At 72.9% G+C, this 21,851-nt stretch carries 12 protein-coding genes and 1 tRNA gene; 8 read left to right on the top strand and 5 right to left on the bottom strand.

Going from position 1 to position 21,851, the window contains the following annotated elements; all coding sequences use genetic code 11:
- Window positions 1-422: 422 nt before the first annotated feature.
- Window positions 423-3,149 carry a DNA polymerase I gene (gene polA, locus ACZ7LB_RS02365; protein WP_471464964.1) on the bottom strand — a complete coding sequence of 909 codons (2,727 nt, stop codon included), beginning with the start codon at window positions 3,147-3,149 and terminating at the stop codon, window positions 423-425.
- Window positions 3,150-3,460: 311 nt separating this feature from the next.
- Between polA and ACZ7LB_RS02360 the strand changes: the two genes are divergently transcribed.
- The 7 genes from ACZ7LB_RS02360 to ACZ7LB_RS02330 all read left to right on the top strand — a co-directional run bounded on the left by ACZ7LB_RS02360 (window position 3,461) and on the right by ACZ7LB_RS02330 (window position 13,652).
- Entirely contained in the window at window positions 3,461-5,740 is a 2,280-nt protein-coding gene (locus tag ACZ7LB_RS02360) for an FdhF/YdeP family oxidoreductase (protein WP_471464963.1), read from the top strand.
- A gap of 69 nt (window positions 5,741-5,809) precedes the next feature.
- Window positions 5,810-6,304 (top strand): PaaI family thioesterase, encoded by a 495-nt coding sequence (locus ACZ7LB_RS02355; RefSeq protein WP_471464962.1) that lies wholly within the window; start codon window positions 5,810-5,812, stop codon window positions 6,302-6,304.
- A 1,616-nt stretch (window positions 6,305-7,920) separates the two neighbouring features.
- Window positions 7,921-9,162: a branched-chain amino acid ABC transporter substrate-binding protein gene (locus ACZ7LB_RS02350; protein WP_471464961.1), complete on the top strand. Its 1,242-nt coding sequence runs from the start codon at window positions 7,921-7,923 to the stop codon at window positions 9,160-9,162.
- Between the two features lie 117 nt (window positions 9,163-9,279).
- The gene (locus ACZ7LB_RS02345) at window positions 9,280-10,212 is read left to right on the top strand and encodes a branched-chain amino acid ABC transporter permease (RefSeq protein ID WP_471464960.1); all 933 of its coding nucleotides are present in this window, start codon (window positions 9,280-9,282) and stop codon (window positions 10,210-10,212) included.
- A gap of 5 nt (window positions 10,213-10,217) precedes the next feature.
- Window positions 10,218-12,044 carry a branched-chain amino acid ABC transporter permease gene (locus ACZ7LB_RS02340; protein WP_471464959.1) on the top strand — a complete coding sequence of 609 codons (1,827 nt, stop codon included), beginning with the start codon at window positions 10,218-10,220 and terminating at the stop codon, window positions 12,042-12,044.
- 4 nt (window positions 12,045-12,048) lie between these two features.
- Window positions 12,049-12,939 carry an ABC transporter ATP-binding protein gene (locus ACZ7LB_RS02335; protein ID WP_471464958.1) on the top strand — a complete coding sequence of 297 codons (891 nt, stop codon included), beginning with the start codon at window positions 12,049-12,051 and terminating at the stop codon, window positions 12,937-12,939.
- Window positions 12,936-13,652: an ABC transporter ATP-binding protein gene (locus ACZ7LB_RS02330; RefSeq protein ID WP_471464957.1), complete on the top strand. Its 717-nt coding sequence runs from the start codon at window positions 12,936-12,938 to the stop codon at window positions 13,650-13,652. Before ACZ7LB_RS02335 ends, ACZ7LB_RS02330 begins: the two co-directional genes overlap by 4 nt.
- Window positions 13,653-13,772: 120 nt before the next feature.
- Here ACZ7LB_RS02330 and ACZ7LB_RS02325 read toward each other — a convergent pair whose 3' ends face one another.
- The gene (locus ACZ7LB_RS02325) at window positions 13,773-14,429 is read right to left on the bottom strand and encodes an ANTAR domain-containing response regulator (protein ID WP_471464956.1); all 657 of its coding nucleotides are present in this window, start codon (window positions 14,427-14,429) and stop codon (window positions 13,773-13,775) included.
- Window positions 14,430-14,531: 102 nt separating this feature from the next.
- Here ACZ7LB_RS02325 and ACZ7LB_RS02320 point away from each other — a divergent pair.
- Window positions 14,532-14,605 (top strand) — tRNA-Leu (locus tag ACZ7LB_RS02320).
- A gap of 21 nt (window positions 14,606-14,626) precedes the next feature.
- On the opposite strand, the gene pyk is transcribed toward ACZ7LB_RS02320, so the two are convergent.
- From pyk to pepN, 3 genes are all read right to left on the bottom strand, one after another.
- Window positions 14,627-16,057, bottom strand: coding sequence for a pyruvate kinase (pyk, locus tag ACZ7LB_RS02315; RefSeq protein ID WP_471464955.1), 1,431 nt, complete (start codon window positions 16,055-16,057; stop codon window positions 14,627-14,629).
- Between the two features lie 156 nt (window positions 16,058-16,213).
- Window positions 16,214-17,632 (bottom strand): lysine N(6)-hydroxylase/L-ornithine N(5)-oxygenase family protein, encoded by a 1,419-nt coding sequence (locus ACZ7LB_RS02310; protein ID WP_471464954.1) that lies wholly within the window; start codon window positions 17,630-17,632, stop codon window positions 16,214-16,216.
- A 1,595-nt stretch (window positions 17,633-19,227) separates the two neighbouring features.
- Complete coding sequence (gene pepN, locus ACZ7LB_RS02305; RefSeq protein WP_471464953.1) at window positions 19,228-21,726, bottom strand: aminopeptidase N; 2,499 nt, start codon at window positions 21,724-21,726, stop codon at window positions 19,228-19,230.
- Window positions 21,727-21,851 lie beyond the last annotated feature (125 nt).

The following is a 21,851-nucleotide window of genomic DNA, read 5'->3' as shown; positions in this document are numbered from 1 at the left end:
GCGGGGGGTGTCCAGGAGGGTGGTGGGGACGCGGAGGGTGCTCGCGTCGGGTGCGAGGACCGGAGCCGATGCCGGTGGGAGGAGCACCCGGGCGGGTCGCTGTGTGCCTGCCCGAGCCGGGTTCGTCCGGTGGTGGAGCATGCGTATACCCATGCCCGCCATCCTCACGGCCCCCTCCCCGGCCGTCCTTCCCACGGCCCCCACCTGAGTGACGCGCCCTCCCGGCCCGTCCCCGTAGGGAGCCCCGCGCCCGGACGGCCGGGCCGGGCCCCGGAGCCGGGGCTCCCCGCCCGCAGCCGTCCGCACCGGACCGTGCCGCCCGCGCGGGACCGTCCGCGCGGTGCCGCCCGTACGGGAAGCGCCGGGGACGGAAACCGGCCCCGGGCGCGACGCTCCGGCGCGGAGCCGGGACGCGTCCGTCGTCAGTGGGCCGCCGACTCCCAGTCGGGGCCCGAGCCGACCGAGACGCCCAGCGGCACCCGCAGTTCCACCGCCGTGGACATCTCGCGGCGGATGATCTCCTCCACCGCGGCGCTCTCCCCGGGGGCGATCTCCAGGACGATTTCGTCGTGCACCTGGAGCAGCATCCGGGAGGTGAGCCCGGCCTCGCGCAGCGCCCGGTCCACCCGGAGCATGGCGATCTTGACGATGTCGGCCGCCGTGCCCTGGATCGGGGCGTTGAGCGCCATCCGCTCGGCCGCCTCCCGGCGCTGGCGGTTGTCGCTGTTGAGGTCGGGCAGATAGCGGCGGCGGCCGAACAGCGTCGCCGTGTAGCCCGTCGCCCGCGCCTCCTCCACCACCCGGTGGAGATAGTCCCGTACGCCGCCGAACCGCTCGAAGTAGGCGTCCATCAGGCCGCGGGCCTCGGCCGCCTCGATGTTGAGCTGCTGGGAGAGGCCGAAGGCCGACAGCCCGTAGGCCAGCCCGTACGACATGGCCTTGATCTTGCGGCGCATCTCCGCGTCGACCGCGGACCGCTCCACGGAGAACACCTGTGCGGCGGCCGTGGTGTGCAGGTCCTCGCCGGAGGTGAACGCCTCGATCAGGCCCGCGTCCTCGGAGAGGTGGGCCATCACCCGCAGCTCGATCTGGCTGTAGTCGGCCGTCATCAGGGACTCGAACCCCTCGCCGACGACGAAGCCGCGCCGGATCGCCCGGCCCTCGTCGGTGCGGACCGGGATGTTCTGCAGGTTCGGGTCGGTGGAGGAGAGCCGGCCGGTGGCCGCGACCGTCTGGTTGAAGGTGGTGTGGATGCGGCCGTCCGCGGCGACCGTCTTGATCAGGCCCTCGACGGTGACGCGCAGCTTGGCCTGCTCGCGGTGGCGGAGCATGATCACCGGCAGCTCGTTCTCCGTCTGGGTGGCCAGCCAGGCGAGCGCGTCGGCGTCGGTGGTGTAACCGGTCTTGGTCTTCTTGGTCTTGGGCAGGTTCAGCTCGCCGAAGAGGACCTCCTGGAGCTGCTTGGGCGAGCCGAGGTTGAACTCGCGGCCGGCCGCCGCGTGCGCCTCCTTCACCGCCTGCTGCACCGCGCCCGCGAACATCTGCTCCATGGCCCGGAGGTGCTCCGGATCGGCCGCGATGCCGTGCCGCTCCATGCGGGCCAGCAGGGCGGAGGTCGGCAGCTCCACGTCGCGCAGCAGGTCGGCGGCGCCGACCTCGGCCAGCCGGTCCCCGAACGCCTCGCCCAGGTCCAGGACGGCGCGGGCCTGCACCATCAGCGCCTCGGCCTCCGCGCCCTCGTCGGTGCCGAAGGCGAGCTGGCCGTCGGCCGCGGCGGCCGGGGCCAGTTCGCGGTGCAGGTACTCCAGGGAGAGCGCGTCCAGGTCGAAGGAGCGGCGGCCCGGCTTGACCAGGTAGGCGGCGAGCGCGGTGTCCATGGAGACGCCCCCGACCGACCAGCCGTGCTCGGCGAAGACCCGCATGGCGCCCTTGGCGTTGTGGAGGACCTTGGGCCGGGAGGCGTCGGCCAGCCAGCCCGCGAACGCCGTCTCGTCCGCCTCGTCCAGCTGGGACGGGTCGAACCACGCGGCGGTGCCGTCGGCCGCGGCCAGCGCCACCTCGGCGACCGAGCCGGTGCCGAGCGCCCAGGTGGCGACGGTGGCGACGCCGAGCGGCCCGGCTCCGCGGCCGGCGAGCCAGCCCGCCAGCTCGCCGGTGGCCAGCACGGTGCCGTCCAGCTCCACGCCGTCCGTCACGACCGGCGTGACCTCGGCCTCCTCGGAGCCCGGGTCGACGGCGAACAGCCGCTCGCGCAGGGAGGGATTGCGGATCTCCAGGGTGTCCAGGATCATCGCGACGCCCTTGCGGTCGTACGCGGGGCGCTCCAGCTCGGTGACCCGCCGGGGCAGCTCGACGCGGCGCTCCAGCTCGGTGAGCCGGCGGTTGAGCTTGACGGACTCCAGGTGGTCCCGGAGGTTCTGCCCGGCCTTGCCCTTGATCTCGTCGGCGCGCTCGACCAGTTCGGCGAAGGAGCCGAACTCGTTGATCCACTTGGTGGCGGTCTTCGGGCCGACGCCGGGGATGCCCGGCAGGTTGTCGGACGGGTCGCCGCGCAGGGCGGCGAAGTCGGGGTACTGGGCGGGGGTCAGCCCGTACTTCTCGACGACCTTCTCCGGGGTGAACCGGGTCAGCTCGGAGACGCCCTTGGTCGGGTAGAGCACCGTGGTGTGCTCGCTGACCAGCTGGAAGGAGTCCCGGTCGCCGGTGACGATCAGCACGTCGAAGCCCTCGGCCTCGGCCTCGGTGGCGAGGGTGGCGATGACGTCGTCCGCCTCGAAGCCCTCCACGGCGAACCGGGGCACGTGCATCACGTCGAGCAGCTCGCCGATCAGCTCGACCTGGCCCTTGAACTCGTCCGGGGTCTTGGAGCGGTTCGCCTTGTACTCGGTGAACTCCTCGGAGCGCCAGGTCCTGCGGGAGACGTCGAAGGCCACCGCGAAGTGCGTGGGCGCCTCGTCGCGCAGCGTGTTGGCCAGCATCGACGCGAAGCCGTAGATCGCGTTGGTCGGCTGGCCCGTCGCGGTGGTGAAGTTCTCCACGGGCAGCGCGAAGAACGCGCGGTACGCCAGCGAGTGCCCGTCCATGAGCATCAGGCGCGGGCGGCTGCCGCCGGGGGTCTGGTCGGTCTGCTTCGATGCTGTCTTTGCCACGCCCCCGATCCTGCCACGGACCACTGACACCCGGTCCCGCCCACGCCCTGCGTCGCCGCCGGACCGCGCCGGCCGGCTCCCCGCCCCCCATCCCCGCCGCGTCCGGCGGCCGGCCCCGCCGCAGCCCCTTCGCAGCCCCGCCGCGCCCCGTGCCGGCCGGCCGCGCTCCTGTCGTGTCCCCGCCGAGACCCCGCCGGATCCCGGTCGCCGGTCCCGGAGGGCCCGGATGTCGGCGGGGCGTGCGAGGATCGCTGGCACGGCCCGTACGACGGAGACGGGCGGCCCGCACGGGACGCGAAGGGGAGTGCGCGATGGCCAGGAAGCCGCCCGCGAGTGATCCGGTCCAGGACGCGCCGAAGGTCACCGGACCGAAGCGCGCGGCGGCGGGCATCCCCGCCGTCGCCCACACCCTGCGCGCCGCGCAGCGGCAGATGGGCGTGCGGCGCACCGCGCTGACCCTGCTGAGCGTCAACCAGGAGAACGGGTTCGACTGCCCGGGGTGCGCCTGGCCCGACCCGGAGCACCGGCACACGGCGGAGTTCTGCGAGAACGGGGCGAAGGCGGTGGCCGAGGAGGCCACCCTGCGCCGGGTCACCCCCGAGTTCTTCGCCGCGCACCCGGTGGCCGACCTCGCCACCCGCAGCGGCTACTGGCTGGGCCAGCAGGGGCGGCTCACCCACCCGGTGTACCTCCCGGAGGGCGGCGAGCACTACGAGCCGGTGACCTGGGAGCGGGCCTTCGGGATCGTCGCCGAGGAGATCGGCGCGCTCTCCTCCCCCGACGAGGCCCTCTTCTACACCTCCGGGCGCACCAGCAACGAGGCGGCCTTCCTCTACCAGCTCTTCGCCCGCGAACTGGGCACCAACAACCTGCCGGACTGCTCGAACCTGTGCCACGAGTCGTCCGGCTCGGCGCTGACCGAGACCCTCGGCGTCGGCAAGGGCAGCGTCCTGCTGGAGGACCTCCACCGGGCCGACCTGATCATCGTGGCCGGGCAGAACCCGGGCACCAACCACCCCCGGATGCTCTCCGCGCTGGAGCGGGCCAAGGCGAACGGGGCGCGGATCGTCAGCGTCAACCCGCTGCCCGAGGCGGGCATGGAGCGGTTCCGCAACCCGCAGACCCCGAAGGGGCTCACCCGGGGGACCGCGCTGACCGACCTGTTCCTGCAGATCCGGCTCGGCGGCGACCAGGCGCTGTTCCGGCTCCTCAACCGGCTGGTCCTGGAGACGCCGGGCGCGGTCGACGAGGCGTTCGTCCGGGAACACACCCACGGCTACGAGGAGTTCGCCCGCACCGCCCTGGAGGCCGACTGGGAGGAGACGCTCGCCGCGACGGGTCTCACCCGCGCGGACATCGAGGAGGCGCTGCGCCTGGTGCTCGGCTCCGAGCGGATCATCGTGTGCTGGGCGATGGGGCTGACCCAGCACAAGCACTCGGTGCCCACCATCCGCGAGATCGTCAACTTCCTGCTGCTGCGCGGCAACATCGGCCGGCCCGGTGCCGGGGTGTGCCCGGTGCGCGGCCACTCCAACGTGCAGGGCGACCGCACCATGGGCATCTTCGAGCGGCCCGCGCCCGCCTTCCTGGACGCCCTGGAGAAGGAGTTCGGCTTCGCCCCGCCGCGCGAGCACGGGTACGACGTCGTCCGGGCCATCCGCGCGCTGCGCGACGGCGACGCCAAGGTGTTCTTCGCCATGGGCGGCAACTTCGTCTCCGCCTCCCCGGACACGGAGGTCACCGAGGCGGCCATGCGGCGCGCGCGGCTGACGGTGCACGTGTCGACGAAGCTGAACCGCTCGCACGCGGTCACCGGCGCGCGGGCCCTCATCCTGCCGACGCTCGGCCGCACCGAGCGCGACGTGCAGGCGGGCGGCGAGCAGTTCGTGACGGTCGAGGACTCGATGGGCATGGTGCACGCCTCGCGCGGCCGGCTGGATCCCGCGAGCCCCCATCTGCTCTCCGAGCCGGCGATCGTGTGCCGCCTGGCCCGCCGGGTGCTCGGCGGGCGCAGCAGGGTGCCGTGGGAGGAGTTCGAGCGGGACTACGGGGCCGTCCGGGACCGCATCGCGCGCGTGGTGCCCGGCTTCGAGGACTTCAACGCGCGGGTGGCCCGCCCCGGCGGCTTCGCGCTGCCGCACGCCCCGCGCGACGAGCGCCGCTTCCCGACGGCGACCGGGCGGGCGAACTTCACCGCCGCGCCGGTGGAGTACCCGAGGCTGCCCGAGGGGCGGCTGCTGCTCCAGACGCTCCGTTCGCACGACCAGTACAACACCACGATCTACGGCCTGGACGACCGCTACCGGGGGATCCGCGACGGGCGCCGGGTCGTCCTGGTGAACCCGGAGGACGCCGGGCGGCTCGGGGTCGCGGACGGGTCGTACGTCGATCTGGTCGGGGAGTGGCCGGACGGGGTGGAGCGGCGGGCCCCGGGCTTCCGCGTGGTGCACTACCCGACGGCCCGGGGCTGCGCGGCGGCGTACTACCCGGAGACGAACGTGCTGGTGCCGCTGGACGCCACGGCGGACACCAGCAACACCCCGGCCAGCAAGTCGGTGGTGGTCCGTCTGGAACAATCGGCGACCGGCTGAGCGTTCGCTCAGGCCGTGCGGCGCGCAGGCCGCGCCGCACCACCGATCACGAAGAACGGAGTCCGGCCCATGGGCGAGCAGCAGCGGGTCACGTTCCCCCGGGAAGTCCTCGACGAGTACGCCGCGCTGGGCATCGACCTGCCCGCCCTGTTCTCGGCCGGGGCGCTCGGCAAGCGGATGGGCGTCGAGCTGCTGGAGGCGTCGGCGGACCGCGTGGTCGGCACGATGCCGGTGGAGGGCAACACCCAGCCGTACGGGCTGCTGCACGGCGGTGCCTCGGCGGTGCTGGCGGAGACGCTGGGCTCGGTCGGCGCGATGCTGCACGGCGGCAGCACGCGGATCGCCGTCGGCGTCGACCTGAACTGCACCCACCACCGCGGGGTCCGGTCCGGGACGGTCACCGGTGTGGCCACGCCGGTGCACCGGGGCCGTTCGACGGCGACGTACGAGATCGTGATCAGCGACGAGAGCGGCCGGCGGGTGTGCAGCGCCCGGCTGACCTGTCTGCTGCGGGAGGCGGCCGGCCCCGGGGACGCGGCGCGGCCCGGCGGCGGCACGGCCTGAGCGAGGCCGGCGGCGGGCGCCCCTGACGGCGCCCCCACCGGCCCCCTCCCCACGATCGGCGCTCCCCGCGGGCCGCCCCTCCCGATCGGCGCTCCCCGCCGGCCGGTTCTTCCCCCGCAGGCCGATGCCTCCCCGCGGGCCGGTGCTTCTCCGCCGGTCGGCACTCCCCCGGGCCGACGCCGGACGCCCCGGCCGGACGCCCCGAGGGTGTCCCCCATGACCGGGGCCCAGGGCCGCGCGAGCCGCCTGTTCCCCGGTGCTTCCCGCCGGTCGGGGCCGCTCCGTCCCGCCACTCCACGATGCCGGGGCGCGCCCAGGGCCCGTACAGCCCGGGGTCCGGGGCCACGCAGTCCCCCTGCGCCCCCTGACCCTGGCACTTCCCCGGCCGGTCGGAGACTTCCCTCCCTCGCCGACCCCGCGACACCGGGGCGCACCGAGACCCCGTACGGCCCGGGGTCCGGGGCGACATGGGCGGCCTGTCCCCCGGCGGTTCCCCCCCTGCCGGCCGGGGACCCCTCTGCCGCCGCCCCACGCCGCCGGGGCCGGGGCCGCGCCAAGAGCCCGGCACGACCGGGTCCGGGGTCACGCGGACCCTCTGTCCCCCGGCACGTCCCCGCCGGTCGGGGCATCTCCCCCACGCCGACCCCGCGACACCGGAGCGCGCCGGGGGGCTCCCGCCCCGTCGGCAACCGCACCGCGCCTTCCGGCTCCGCGCCCCGGGGGGCCGCCGCACCGCCACGGGCCGCACCGCCGACGCCACCCGTCACCTCCCCGTCCCCCGCCCGTCCTCGGCAGGGTCACCGGGGCCGTCCGGCGAGGTGACCGGGCCCGAACCGGCGCGGCCGGGCCCCCTGCGTCCCCGCACTCCCCGCACACCCCGGCCTCCCCACGCGCCCCCGTGGCCGTCCCTCCCACCCCCTTGCACATCCCACCGCTTCCTAGCCACCGTCAGGGGCGGGAATCAGCCTTTTTCCTGAGCGGGCGTCAGCGGCCCGGCGGGTGCTCCGGCACCGCCGACGACGGCCTCCGCACCCGTCCGCGAACGGCGGAAAACGACCGGTCACGCGCCCGCGGGAGCCATCCGCGGCCGGGTTACTCCACCACCGGGGAACCTTTCCCGACAAAGCCGCATTCCCTGCACAAGATCATTACCACACCGCGGATCACGGAATATGAAAAAGCACCACGGAACCCCGGACTCCCCTTCTGAGGCGTAACGCTGTGTAATGCACACACAATGCACATGCATGATTTCCGGCCGCCCCGGAACTATGTCCCACCTCTTCCCATAGGCCCCACCAGTCGCCCCTGGCAACGTTTTCCGGTAATCACCAAAACGGCTCATACGCCTGAACAAGCCCCCCTGTTCCTGCGGGTTCTCACGATGCGGACAGGGCGAATCGGCCTGAATTCCGCCCTTCTTCCCCACTGACACCGCTCTGCATTACCGCGTGTCATAACAAGAGAGTCACATCATCAGTCAGACCCTCCTCCACATTCCCCGCACCCGCCTAGAGTCACGGCCAGTCACCGCGCAGTCGGAATGACACTTCGGCACAGCGCTCGACTCGGCCGCCTTCCACAAGGCAGCGGCCGTGCCAGGGAAAGGACTGATCGTGCGCCAACGTTCGCTCATCGCCATCACCGCCGCTCTGGCGGCGGGAGCGCTCACCCTCACCGCCTGCGGTTCGCGTGACGACGACGGCGGCTCCAAGTCCGGTGACGGTTCCGGCGGTGGCAACACCACCGTCGTCATCGGCGTGGACGCCCCCCTGACCGGCGACCTGTCCGCGCTGGGCCTCGGCATCAAGAACTCCGCGGACCTCGCCGCCAAGACGGCCAACAAGCAGAAGTTCGTCGAGGGCGTCACCTTCAAGATCCAGGCGCTCGACGACCAGGGCCAGCCCTCGGTCGGCCAGCAGAACGCCACCAAGCTCGTCGCCAACAAGGACGTGCTCGGCGTGGTCGGCCCGCTGAACTCCTCGGTCGGCGAGTCCATGCAGAAGGTCTTCGACACGGCGAAGCTGGTCGAGGTCTCCCCGGCCAACACCAACCCGTCGCTGACCCAGGGCGTGGACTGGCAGAACAAGCAGGTCCGCCCGTACAAGTCGTACTTCCGCACCGCGACCACGGACGCCGTCCAGGGCCCGTTCGCCGCGCAGTACGTCTACAACGACTCCAAGAAGCGCAAGGTCTTCGTCATCGACGACAAGAAGACCTACGGCGCCGGTCTCGCGGGCACCTTCACGGAGGAGTTCAAGAAGCTCGGCGGCAAGGTGGTCGGCACCGAGCACATCAACCCGGACACCAAGGACTTCAACGCGGTCGCCACCAAGGTCAAGAACTCCGGCGCCGACGTCGTCTACTACGGCGGCGAGTACCCGCAGGCCGGTCCGCTGAGCAAGCAGATCAAGGAGGCCGGGGCGAAGATCCCGCTCGTCGGCGGCGACGGCATCTACAGCGCCGACTTCATCAAGCTCGCCGGCGCCAACGGCACCGGCGACCTCGCGACCTCGGTCGGCGCGCCCGTCGAGGAGCTCCCGTCCGCCAAGGAGTTCGTCGCCAACTACAAGGCCGAGGGGTACAAGGACGCCTTCGAGGCGTACGGCGGCTACTCCTACGACTCCGCCTGGTCGATCATCGAGGCCGTGAAGAAGGTCGTCGACGACAACGGCGGCAAGCTGCCGGGCGACGCCCGCGCCAAGGTCGTCGAGGCCATGCAGAGCGTGTCGTTCGACGGTGTGACCGGCAAGGTCTCCTTCGACGAGTTCGGTGACGCCACCAACAAGCAGCTCACCGTCTACGCCGTCGAGAACGGTGCCTGGGGTGCCGTGAAGTCCGGTACCTACGGCGGCTGACCCCGCCCGCCCGCACCACTGCCCACGAGCCGCGCGGGGCGCTGTTCCACAGGCGCCCCGCGCGGACTCGCATCCGGCCTCATCCGTCGAACGTCCGAAAGTCTCGGAGGACATGCGGTGAACGAACTGCCGCAGCAGCTGGTCAACGGCCTGCTACTGGGATCCATGTACGGGCTGATCGCCATCGGCTACACAATGGTCTACGGCATTGTCCAGCTCATCAACTTCGCCCACGGCGAGATCTTCATGGTGGGAGCCTTCGGGGCGCTCACGGTCCACCTGTACATCCTGCCCGACGGCACCTCCATGTGGATCGCGCTGCCGCTGATGCTCCTGGGCGCCATGGTGGTCTCCGTCCTGGTCGCCATCGGGGCGGAACGGTTCGCCTACCGTCCCCTGCGCGGTGCCCCGCGGCTGGCCCCGCTCATCACGGCCATCGGCCTGTCCCTCGCCCTCCAGCAGGCCGTGTGGGCGCTGTACCCCGAAGCCAAGTCGAAGCTGCCCTTCCCGCAGATCGAGGGCGGCCCCTTCAGCATCGGCGGCGCCACCCTGCAGACCGGCGACATCTTCCTGCTCGCCGCCGCCCCCCTGAGCATGGCCTTCCTCGCCTACTTCGTGATGCGCACCCGCACCGGGCGCGGCATGCAGGCCACCGCCCAGGACCGCGACACCGCCAAGCTCATGGGCATCAACACCGACCGCATCATCGTGGTCGCCTTCGCCCTCGGCGCGGTCTTCGCCGCCGTCGGCGGTGTCGCCAACGGCCTCAAGTACGGCCAGATCGACTTCAAGATGGGCTTCATCCTCGGCCTGAAGGCGTTCACGGCCGCGGTGCTGGGCGGCATCGGCAACATCTACGGCGCCATGATCGGCGGCGTCGTCCTCGGCGTCGCGGAGACCCTGGCCACCGCGTACATCGCCGACATCCCCGGCCTGGACAAGTTCGGCAGCCAGTCCTGGGCCGACGTCTGGGCGTTCATCCTCCTCATCCTCGTGCTCCTGTTCAGGCCGCAGGGCCTGCTCGGCGAACGCGTCGCGGACAGGGCGTGACACCGATGACCACACAGACCACCGCTCCGAAGGCCGCCGGCGAGCCCGCCGCGGACACTCCCACCGGCCTCATCGGCATCCCTCCGCTGCTCGGCCGCGCCCTCGCCACCGGCGGCGGCGCCCTGGCCGTCGTCGCCACGTTCATGGCCTGGACCTGGACCTCCGAGTTCCCCGGTGACCTCACGGTCTACGGCTACCCGGGCGGGCTGCAGGTGCTGGTGCTCATCGGCGGCGCCCTGACCACCCTCCTCGGCATCGCCTCCTACGGCGTCAAGGGGCTGCGCTGGCTGGTGCCCGCCGGGGCCGACGCGGCGCTCAAGCTCGCCGCCCTGGCAACCTTCGCCACCGCCTGGTACGCGGTCCTCGCCATCAGCACCGAACTCGGCGGCGCCGTCAACCTGGAGCCCGGCGGCTACCTCGTGGCCGCCGCCACCCTGGTGTCGCTGCTCGGCGCGCTGGCCCTGCCGTTCGAACGGCCGGAGCCGGACCCCTTCGACCCGGACGAGACCGGCTGGGAGCGGTTCAAGCACAACGCCGTGCAGAAGCGGCACACGCTCCGCGCGGCCTTCGCCGCCGGCACCCCGCGCCCGGCGCGCCCGCTGCCCTCCTACGCCGAGATCCTGATCATCGTCGCGGTCCTCGCGATCGCCCTGGTGGTCTTCACCTACGGCATCGGCACCGAGTACGACGAGCTGTTCGTCGGCTTCCTGATCATGGCCGGGCTCGGCTTCGCGGCGCTCAACAAGGCCGGTCTGATCTCCCGGGTCTCGCAGATCACCGCCCGGCACCAGAACATCACGGTCTGCGGCGCGTTCATCGCGGCGGCCTGCTTCCCCTTCACCCAGACGGATGACCAGTACGCCACCCTGGGCGTCTACATCCTGATCTTCGCCACCGTCGCCCTCGGCCTGAACATCGTCGTCGGCCTCGCGGGCCTGCTGGACCTCGGCTACGTCGCCTTCCTCGGCGTCGGCGCCTACGCGGCGGCCCTGGTGTCCGGCTCGCCCAGCTCGCCGTTCGACGTGCACTTCCCGTTCTGGGCGGCCGTGCTGGTCGGCGCCGTCGCCTCGCTGGTGTTCGGTGTGCTGATCGGCGCCCCGACGCTGCGGCTGCGCGGCGACTACCTGGCCATCGTCACCCTCGGCTTCGGTGAGATCTTCCGCATCGCCGCCAACAACACCGACGGCACCTCGGGCCCGGACATCACCAACGGCTCCAACGGCGTGTCGTCCATCCCGGACCTGAAGATCCTCGGCTTCGACCTCGGCATCCAGCACGACATCGGCGGCTTCACCATCGGCCGGTTCGCCAACTACTTCTTCCTGATGCTCGTCATCACGGCGGTCGTGGTGCTGGTCTTCCGGCGCAGCGGCGACTCCCGCATCGGCCGCGCCTGGGTCGCCATCCGCGAGGACGAGACCGCCGCGCTCGCCATGGGCATCAACGGCTTCCGGGTCAAGCTCATCGCCTTCGCCGTCGGCGCCACCCTGGCCGGCCTCGCGGGCACCGTACAGGCGCACGTCACCTACACGGTGACGCCCGAGCAGTACCTGTTCGCCGGCACCACACCGCCCAACTCGGCCTTCCTGCTGGCCGCGGTCGTCCTCGGCGGCATGGGCACCATCGCCGGCCCCCTGATCGGTGCCGCCCTGCTCTTCCTGATCCCCAACAAGCTCCAGTTCCTCGGCGACTACCAGCTGCTCGCCTTCGGACTCGCGCTCGTCCTGCTGATGCGGTTCCGTCCGGAGGGCCTCATCCCCAACCGGCGCCGCCAGCTCGAGTTCCACGAAGAGGACGACGCGCCCACCGTCCTGAGCAAGACAGGGGCCTGACCACATGACCACCGACACCACCACCAAGGGCACCGCCACCACGGTCCTGGACGCACGCGGGGTCACCATGCGCTTCGGCGGCCTGACGGCCGTGCGCGGCGTGGACCTCACGGTCAACAGCGGCGAGATCGTCGGTCTCATCGGCCCCAACGGCGCCGGGAAGACCACCTTCTTCAACTGCCTCACCGGTCTGTACATCCCGACCGAGGGCGAGGTCCGCTACAGGGACCGGGTGCTGCCGCCCAAGTCGTTCAAGGTGACCGCCGCCGGGATCGCCCGGACCTTCCAGAACATCCGGCTGTTCAACAACATGACGGTGCTGGAGAACGTCCTCGTCGGCCGCCACACCCGCACCAGGGAGGGCTTCTGGTCGGCCGTCCTGCGCGGCCCCGGCTTCCACCGGGCGGAGGCGGCCTCCCGCGAACACGCCATGGAGCTGCTGGAGTTCGTGGGCCTGGCCGCCAAGGCGGACCACCTGGCCCGCAACCTCCCCTACGGTGAGCAGCGCAAGCTGGAGATCGCCCGCGCGCTGGCCAGCGAGCCGGGCCTGCTGCTGCTGGACGAGCCGACGGCCGGCATGAACCCGCAGGAGACCCGGACCACCGAGGAACTGGTCTTCGCGATCCGCGACAAGGGCATCGCGATCCTCGTCATCGAGCACGACATGCGGTTCATCTTCAACCTCTGCGACCGCGTCGCCGTCCTGGTGCAGGGCGAGAAGCTGATCGAGGGCGACAGCGCCACCGTCCAGGGCGACGAGCGCGTCGTCGCCGCCTATCTGGGCGAACCCCTGGAGAACGACCCCGGCGCTGCGGAAGCCGCCGAGGTGGAGGCCGCCGAGGCCAACGCCGGCACCGCGGCCGACACCCCGGCCGGCAAGGAGAACGACCGATGACCGCCCTGCTCGAAGTCGAGGACCTCCGGGTCGCCTACGGCAAGATCGAAGCCGTCAAGGGCATCTCGTTCACCGTGGAGGCCGGCGAGGTCGTCACCCTCATCGGCACCAACGGCGCGGGCAAGACCACGACGCTGCGCACCCTGTCGGGGCTGCTGAAGCCCGTCGGCGGACAGATCCGCTTCAACGGCCGGTCGCTGAAGAAGGTCCCCGCCCACCAGATCGTCTCCCTGGGGCTCGCCCACTCCCCCGAGGGGCGGCACATCTTCCCCAGGATGGCGATCGAGGACAACCTCCGGCTCGGCGCGTTCCTGCGCAGCGACAGGCAGGGCATCGAGCGCGACATCCAGCACGCCTACGACCTCTTCCCGATCCTCGGGGAGCGGCGCAGGCAGGCCGCGGGCACCCTGTCCGGCGGTGAGCAGCAGATGCTCGCCATGGGCAGGGCGCTGATGTCGCAGCCGAAGCTGCTGATGCTGGACGAGCCCTCGATGGGACTGTCGCCGATCATGATGCAGAAGATCATGTCGACGATCGCCGATCTGAAGGCGCAGGGCACCACGATCCTGCTGGTCGAGCAGAACGCCCAGGCCGCGCTGTCGCTGGCGGACCAGGGCCATGTGATGGAGGTCGGCAACATCGTGCTCTCCGGCAGCGGCCAGGACCTGCTGCACGACGATTCGGTCCGCAAGGCGTACCTGGGCGAGGACTGAGCACCCCGTCCCGCCGCCGCACGCGTCCGGGCCCGTACCCCTCGACGGGGGTACGGGCCCGGACGCGTGCGGTGCCCTTGCCGGGCAGCGGCGGGCGGTGGCCCGGCCGGTGACGGGGGGTCAGCCCTTGGCCGCCTTCTTCTCCTCGGCGTCCTGGATGACCGCCTCGGCCACCTGCTGCATGGACATCCGGCGGTCCATGGAGGTCTTCTGGATCCACCGGAAGGCGGCGGGCTCGGTCAGTCCGTACTCGGTCTGGAGCACGGACTTGGCGCGGTCGACCAGCTTGCGGGTCTCCAGCCGCTGGCTGAGGTCCGCGACCTCCTTCTCCAGCGTCTTCAGCTCGGTGAACCGGGAGACGGCCATCTCGATCGCCGGGACGACGTCGCTCTTGCTGAAGGGCTTGACCAGGTACGCCATCGCCCCGGCGTCCCGGGCCCGCTCCACCAGATCGCGCTGGGAGAAGGCGGTCAGCATCAGCACCGGGGCGATGCTCTCCGCGGCGATCCGCTCGGCGGCCGAGATGCCGTCCAGCTTGGGCATCTTCACATCGAGGATCACCAGGTCGGGCCGGTGCTCACGGGCCAGCTCCACCGCCCGCTCGCCGTCGCCGGCCTCGCCGACGACGGAGTACCCCTCCTCCTCCAGCATCTCCTTGAGGTCGAGCCGGATCAGGGCCTCGTCCTCGGCGATGACGACGCGGGTCGTCATCGGAGGCACGTGCGACGCGTCGTCTTCGGGCGCGTTCTCTGGCTGGGGCGGCTCGGGGGCGGTCACGTGGGGCTCCTCGTTCGGTGCAGGGGCACTGCTGACAAGAGCCTACCCAGCTCCTGTATGTTTGCTTCACCGAGGGGATACACTGCCCTTCGGTTCGAAGAGGCTCCGGTAGTCCAATCGGCAGAGACGATGCCCTCAAAAGGCATTCAGTGTGGGTTCGAGTCCCACCCGGGGCACGTATCCCTTTCTTTCAGAGGTCAGCAGTCGTCCTCCCCGATGTGATGGACGCGCACCATGTTCGTCGTCCCGGGGACACCGGGCGGCGATCCGGCCGTGATGACCACGGCGTCGCCCTTCTCCCCGCGCCCGTGCCGGGTGAGCAGCTCGTCCACCTGGTCGACCATCGCGTCGGTGGACTCCACCCGCGGCCCGAGGAAGGTCTCCACGCCCCAGGTGAGGCTGAGCTGCGAGCGGGTGGCCGGGTCCGGGGTGAAGGCCAGCAGCGGGATGGGCGAGCGGTAGCGGGACAGGCGCCGGGCGGTGTCCCCGGACTGGGTGAACGCCACCAGGAACTCCGCGCCGAGGAAGTCGCCGATCTCCGCCGCCGCGCGGGCCACCGCGCCGCCCTGGGTGCGGGGCTTGTCCTGCCCGGTCAGCGGCGGCAGCCCCCCGGCGAGGAGGTCCTCCTCGGCCGCCGCCACGATGCGGGCCATCGTCCGCACCGTCTCCACCGCGTACTTGCCGACGCTGGTCTCCCCGGAGAGCATCACGGCGTCCGTGCCGTCGATGACCGCGTTGGCGACGTCCGACGCCTCGGCGCGGGTCGGGCGGGCGTTGTCGATCATTGAGTCGAGCATCTGGGTGGCGACGATGACCGGCTTGGCGTTGCGCCGGGCCAGCTTGACCGCGCGCTTCTGCACGATCGGGACCTGCTCCAGGGGCATCTCGACGCCGAGGTCGCCGCGGGCCACCATGACGCCGTCGAAGGCGGCGACGATGTCCTCGATGTTCTCGACCGCCTGCGGCTTCTCGACCTTGGCGATGACGGGGAGCCGGCGGCCCTCCTCGTCCATGATCCGGTGCACGTCCAGCACGTCGCGGCCGCTGCGCACGAAGGACAGGGCGATCACGTCGAAGCCGTTGCGCAGCGCCCAGCGCAGGTCGTCCTCGTCCTTCTTGGACAGCGCGGGGACCGAGACCGAGACGCCGGGCAGGTTGAGCCCCTTGTGGTCGGAGACCATGCCGCCCTCGACCACCCGGGTGCGCACCCGGGGGCCGTCGACGCCGGTCACCCGCAGGCAGACCCGGCCGTCGTCGACCAGGATGCGCTCACCGGGGGTGACGTCGTCGGCGAGACCGGCGTAGGTGGTGCCGCAGCCGTGCCGGTCGCCCCCGGCGCCCTCCTCGACGGTGATGGTGAACTCGTCGTCGCGCTCAAGCAGGACGGGGCCCTCGGTGAAGTGGCCGAGCCGGATCTTCGGGCCCTGGAGGTCGGCGAGGGTGCCGACGCTGCGGCCGGTCTCGTCGGCGGCCTTGCGCACCCGGTGGTAGCGCTCCTCGTGCTCGGCGTGGGTGCCATGGCTGAAATTGAAGCGGGCCACGTCCATGCCGGCCTCGACCAGGCTCTTGATCTGGTCGTAGGAGTCGGTGGCGGGCCCCAGGGTACAGACGATTTTCGCTCGGCGCATGGGTCCGAGCCTATGCCGTACCAGCGGGTAGTGAATTGGCCGCACATGACCACTCAACCACCTTTGGTCAAAGGGTTCCTGACAAACCGTCAACGGTGCGCCGCCCCGCTCCGATGAGCGTCGCGCACGGGGGCGGGGGCGCGTCGTCCGGCGGCCTCAGGTGCCGTCCGCGAGCGGTACGAGGGTGCGGTACCGGCGCGCGGACGGGACCCGGAGGCGCTCCTCGGCCAGTCCGAAGGTGGTGAAGGCGGTGCGGCCCGGCAGGGGGTAGGGCTCGGTGCCGGTCAGGTCGTTGAGGATGCTCGCGCTCCGCCAGGCGCCCAGGCCGAGGTCGGGGGCGCCGACACCGTGGGTGTGCGTCTCGGCGTTCTGGACGTAGATCCGGCCGGTGACGGAGGGGCCGAGGTCCAGCCGGAAGGACTCGTCGACACGGGGGCGCCCCCGGCCGTCCCGGCGCGGCTGCGGTTCCAGGGCGGCCAGCAGGCGGTCCAGGGGGCGTTCGCGGTGGCCGGTGGCGAGGACGACCGCGTCGGTGGTCAGCCGGGTGCGGGTGCTCTGCGGGACGTGTTCCAGGTGGAGTTCGACCTGGCTGGCGGCGAGCCGCCCGGCGGTGCGGACCCGGACGCCGGGGGTGAGCACGGTGTCGGGCCAGCCGCCGCCCAGGGTCCGCCGGTACAGCTCGTCGTGGATGGCGGCGGCGGTGTCGGCGTCGATGCCCTTGTGCAACTGCCACTGGGAGGCGACGAGGCCGTCACGCACCTCCTCGGGCAGGGCGTGGAAGTAGCGGGTGTGGTCGGGGGTGAAGTGCTCCAGTCCGAGCCGGGAGTACTCCATGGGCGCGAAGGCGCCGGTGCGGCCGAGCCAGTGCAGCCGCTCGCGCCCGACGGGGCGGCGGCGGAGCAGGTCGAGGAAGACCTCGGCGCCGGACTGGCCGGTGCCGATGACGGTGATGTGCCCGGCGGCGAGCAGCGCGTCGCGGTGGGCGAGGTAGTCGGAGGAGTGCACGACGGGGGCGCCGGGGGCGCCGACGAGGGGCGCGAGCGCCTCCGGGACGTGGGGTTCGGTGCCGATGCCGAGGACGACGTTCCTGGCGCGGGCGCGGGCCCGGGCGGTCGCACCGCCGTCGGCGCCGATCCGGGTGTGGTCGATCTCGAAGAGGCCGTCCCCCGCGTTCCAGCGGACGGCGTCGACGCGGTGGCCGAAGCGCAGGGCGGGCAGCCGCTCGGCGACCCAGCGGCAGTAGGCGTCGTACTCGGTGCGCGGGATGTGGAAGCGCTCGGCGAAGTAGAAGGGGAAGAGGCGCTGGCGGGCCCGCAGGTGGTTGAGGAAGGACCAGGGGCTGCCGGGGTCGACGAGCGTGACGAGGTCCGCGAGGAAGGGGACCTGGACGCGGGCGCCGTCGATCAGCAGACCGGGGTGCCAGTGGAAGGAGGGGCGCTGGTCGTAGAAGACGGCGTCGAGCCCGCTCAGGGGGTCGGCCAGGGCGGCCAGGGAGAGGTTGAAGGGGCCGATGCCGATGCCGACGAGGTCGTGGGGCTCGTCGGGGGCGGGCGGGGCGGACTGCGGGTCGTTCATCGGACGGGGGTTGTCCTTCCACGGGGCCGGGGAGCCGGCCGGTCGTAGGGCCGTAGGCGGGGGTTCGGGGCGGGCCGTCGTGCGCGCGGGCGTGGGGCGCGGGGAGGGCCGGAGGTGCGCGGGGCCCGCCGTGCGCGCGGGGGCGTGCGCCGCGGTGCCGGTGCGCCGGGCGCGTATGGAGTCCCGGGCACGCGCGGAGCCTCCGGCCGACACCGGGACGCGGGAGCGGCCGGGGACACCGGGGCGCGGGGTGGCGCGAAGGCACGGGGCGGCCCTGGCGCGCGGGGTGGCGTGGGTGCAGGGGGCGGTGCAGGTGCGCGGCGCAGCCCTGGCACGCGGAGTGACGCGGACGCAGGGGGCGGTACCGGTGCACGGGACAGCCCCGGCACATGGAGTGACGCGGATGCGAGAGGCTGTACGGGTACGCGGAGTGACGCGGAAGCAGGGGGCAGTACGGGTACACGGGACAGCCCTGGCACGCGAAGTGACGCGGATGCGAGAGGCGGTACGGGTACGCGGGGTGGCGCGGGAGCGTACGGGGACGCCCTGCGCGGAAGTGCCGGACCATGCGGCGCCGGAGCGCCCGCGGTCCCCGGTAGGCGGAAGGGTCCCGGACCGCGAGGACGCGGCGACGCGCGGCCGGGTCCCGGCACGTGCCGGGGCGCCGGGGCGAGCGGAGGTCACGGGCCGGTGGGAAGCACCGGCACACGGGCCGGTCGCGGCGCCCGGACCCGTCCCGGAAGGCACCGGTGCACCCGGGCCCACGAGAATCCCGGGCCGACGGAAGACGCCGGCACCCGGGCGGCTCCCCACGCCCGGCCACCCCCCGGTACGTGCCCGGACGTGGGCGGACTGAGCGCGGGCACCGGGCCGGCGGGAAGCGCCGGCGCTCCGGCCCGTCCCGGTGCCCCGGCGCGTACCGCCCCCCGTGCCCGTCCCGGTGCGCGGGTGGGCGTCGGCCTCCCGGGGGTCCGGTGCCGGGGTCGGCCGGGGGCTCCGGGGGTCGGGGGTGCGGGCGGGGGGCGGCATGCCCATGGACTGCCTTCCGGGCGGGAACGGACAGCCCCCAGGGTGGCCGCGCTCCCCCGTGCCTGCCCGGCAACCGTGCTGATCAGAACCCGAAAGGGGGTACCGCCGCCCGTCGCCCCACCGGCGGGGCCCCGCGGGGCACGTCCGCCCCGGGCGCCGCGCGGGCCGGGGAGGGCGGTCGGCCGGGGAACGGAGGGGAGCCGTTCCGAGGGGTGGCCGCGGGGGTCCGTCCCTTCCCGCGTCCGGGCTCCCGGCCCGCTCCCGCGCCGTCGGCCGCGGGCGTCCGGCGGGCGCCGTCGGCCCGTTCCGCCGGGCGGCGGGTCCCTCCCGTCCGGCCTCCGGGCGGGCCCGGTGCGTCAACCCGGCTCGTCAACCGACCCGCCGGGCCCGGGCGGGCCCCCGGCCCCCGGCCCCCGGCCCCCGGCCCCCGGCCCCCGGCCCCCGGCCCCCGGGCGGAGCCTGGACCCCGGGCGGAGCCCCGGCCCCGGACCGGCCTCCGGGGCCCAGACCCCCGGGCCGGTCCCGGGTAAGGGCAGCGGACCCGTACCGGGGCACCGCCCGTGCCGTCAGTCCGTCTCGACCCCCCGGACGCGCAGGGCGCGGGCCAGGTCGTCGAGCTGGTCGACGAGCTTGCGGCGCAGGGCCGGGGTCGGGCCGTCCGTGTCGAGGCACTCCCGGCCGAGGCGCAGCGTCTCGGGGTCGACGGCGTACACCGGGAAGGCGCCGTGTCCGGCGGCCTCCGCCATGGCCGGGCCCCGGCGGGCGGCGAGGGCGACCGCGGCGGGGTAGTAGCGGGCGACGTACTCCGCGGTCAGCTCGGCCTGCTCGGGCTGCCAGAAACCCTGGGCGGTCGCGGTGAACAGGTAGTTCGAGAGGTCGTCGGAGTCGAACATGGCGGCCCAGGCACGGCTCTTGGCCCCGGCGTCGGGCAGCGCGGCCCGACATCGGGCGGCGCCCTCCTGCCCGGTGGCGCTGGGGTCGTGCGCCAGCTCGGCGGCGATCTCCGCCTCGCCGACCGCGCCGAGCACGGAGAGCCGGGTGAGGACCCGCCAGCGCAGCTCCGGGTCGAGTTCCGGGCCGCCGGGGACGGTGCCCTCGGCGAGCCAGCCGGCGATGGTGTCGGGCTGGGTGGCCGTGCTGATGCGGTGCCGCACGGCGATCAGCCGCAGCCCGGGGTGGTCGCCGTCCTCGGTGCGCCGGATGAGGTCGCGGCACAGCTCGGCCAGGACGGCCAGGGCGGCGGGCCGCTGCTCGGGGGTGACGTAGCGGCGGGCGACCTGGGTGGTGGCGAAGGTCAGCACCCCGTCGACGAGGGCCAGGTCGGTCTCGTGCGGGAGGTGCGCGCGGGCGGTCTCCAGGTATTCGGTGACCGGCAGTTCGCCGTCGCGCACGGCGTCCTGGAGCGCGTTCCAGACGACGGCCCGGGTGAGCGCGCCGGGGAGTCCGGACAGGGTCGCGACGAGGGTGCGGAAGGACTCCGCGTCGAAGCGGACCTTGGCGTAGGTGAGGTCCCCGTCGTTCAGGACGATCAGGGCGGGGCGCTTGCCGATGGGCCGGGGCTCGCTCTGCGGCACGTCGACGTCGAAGCGCTCGCGCAGGCTCAGCCGGCCCTCGTCGGTGAGGTCCTGGTCGTAGAGGCCGACGGCGATGCGGTGCGGGCGGCTGCCGGTGCGCTCGACGGTGAGGAGGCGCCCGCCGTTGTCCCCGGTGACGCGGGGGGCGAGGGTGTCGACGCCGGTGGTGCGCAGCCAGGCGTCGGCCCAGGTGTGGACGTCGCGCTCGGTGGCGGCGGCGAGCGAGTCGATGAAGTCGGCGAGGGTGGCGTTGCCGAACCTGTGCCGCTCGAAGTGGAGGTTGATGCCGGTCAGGAAGTCCTTCTCGCCGAGCCAGGCGACGAGCTGACGCAGGGCGGAGGCGCCCTTGGCGTAGGAGATGCCGTCGAAGTTGAGCAGCGCGGAGGCGGTGTCCTCGACGTTCTCCGGGGCCACCGGGTGGGTGGAGGGGCGCTGGTCGGCGTTGTAGCCCCAGGCCTTGCGGGCGACGCCGAAGTCGGTCCAGATGTCGGTGAAGCGGGTGGCCTCCCCGACGGTCTGGTAGCCCATGTACTCCGCGAAGGACTCGTTGAGCCAGATGTCGTCCCACCACTTGAGGGTGACGAGGTCGCCGAACCACATGTGGGCCATCTCGTGGGCGATGACCATGGCGCGGGTCTGCCGCTCGGTGTCGGTGACGGCGGAGCGGAAGACGAACTCGTCGCGGAAGGTGACCAGTCCCGGGTTCTCCATGGCGCCGGCGTTGAACTCGGGGACGAACGCCTGGTCGTAGGAGTCGAACGGGTAGGGCTCGGTGAACTTCTCGTGGTAGCGGTCGAAACAGGCGCGGGTGATCTCGAACAGCTCGTCCGCGTCGGCCTCCAGGTGGGGGGCGAGCGAGCGGCGGCAGTGGATGCCGAAGGGCAGCCCGCGGTGCTCGGCACGCACGGAGTGCCAGGGCCCGGCGGCGACGGCGACGAGGTAGGTGGAGACGGGCGGCGTGGGGGCGGCCGTCCAGACGCCGCCGCCGGTGTGCTCGGTGACGCCGTTGGCGAGGACCGTCCACTCCTCGGGGGCGGTGACGGTCAGGGCGAAGACGGCCTTGAGGTCGGGCTGGTCGAAGGCGGCGAAGACGCGCTGCACGTCGTCCAGGAAGAGCTGGGTGTAGACATAGGTCTCGCCGTCGCTGGGATCGGTGAAGCGGTGCATGCCCTCACCGGTGCGCGAGTAGCGCATGGACGCCTCGACGCGCAGCTCGTGCTCGCCCGGCGCGAGGCCGGTCAGCGGCAGCCGGTTGCCGTCCAGGGCGCCGGGGTCGAGAGGCTGTCCGTCGAGGGTCACGGAGCGCAGCTCGGCGGGCTTGACCTCGACGAAGGTGTCCGTACTGCCCGTCCCCGAGCGGACGGTGAACCGGATGGCGGTGCGGGAACCGAAGGTCTCGTCGCCGCCGGTCAGGTCGAGGTCGATGGTGTAGTGGTGGACATCGAGGAGCTGGGCACGGGTCTGCGCTTCGTCGCGCGTCAGTACGGACATGGTGGCCATGCTGCCCGATGGTGGGGGCGGCGCACAGGGCCGGGCCGGTTCACGATGTTTGTCCGGTTCGTTCGGCGGTGGCGGCACACTCTGAGGGGGCCGCCGCGCGCGCCGAGCGGGGCCGC

It is taken from the genome of Streptomyces sp. NPDC107521, assembly GCF_055598485.1.
The sequence above is the reverse complement of the archived record's forward strand: the minus strand, read 5'-3'. Positions and strand labels throughout refer to the sequence as shown.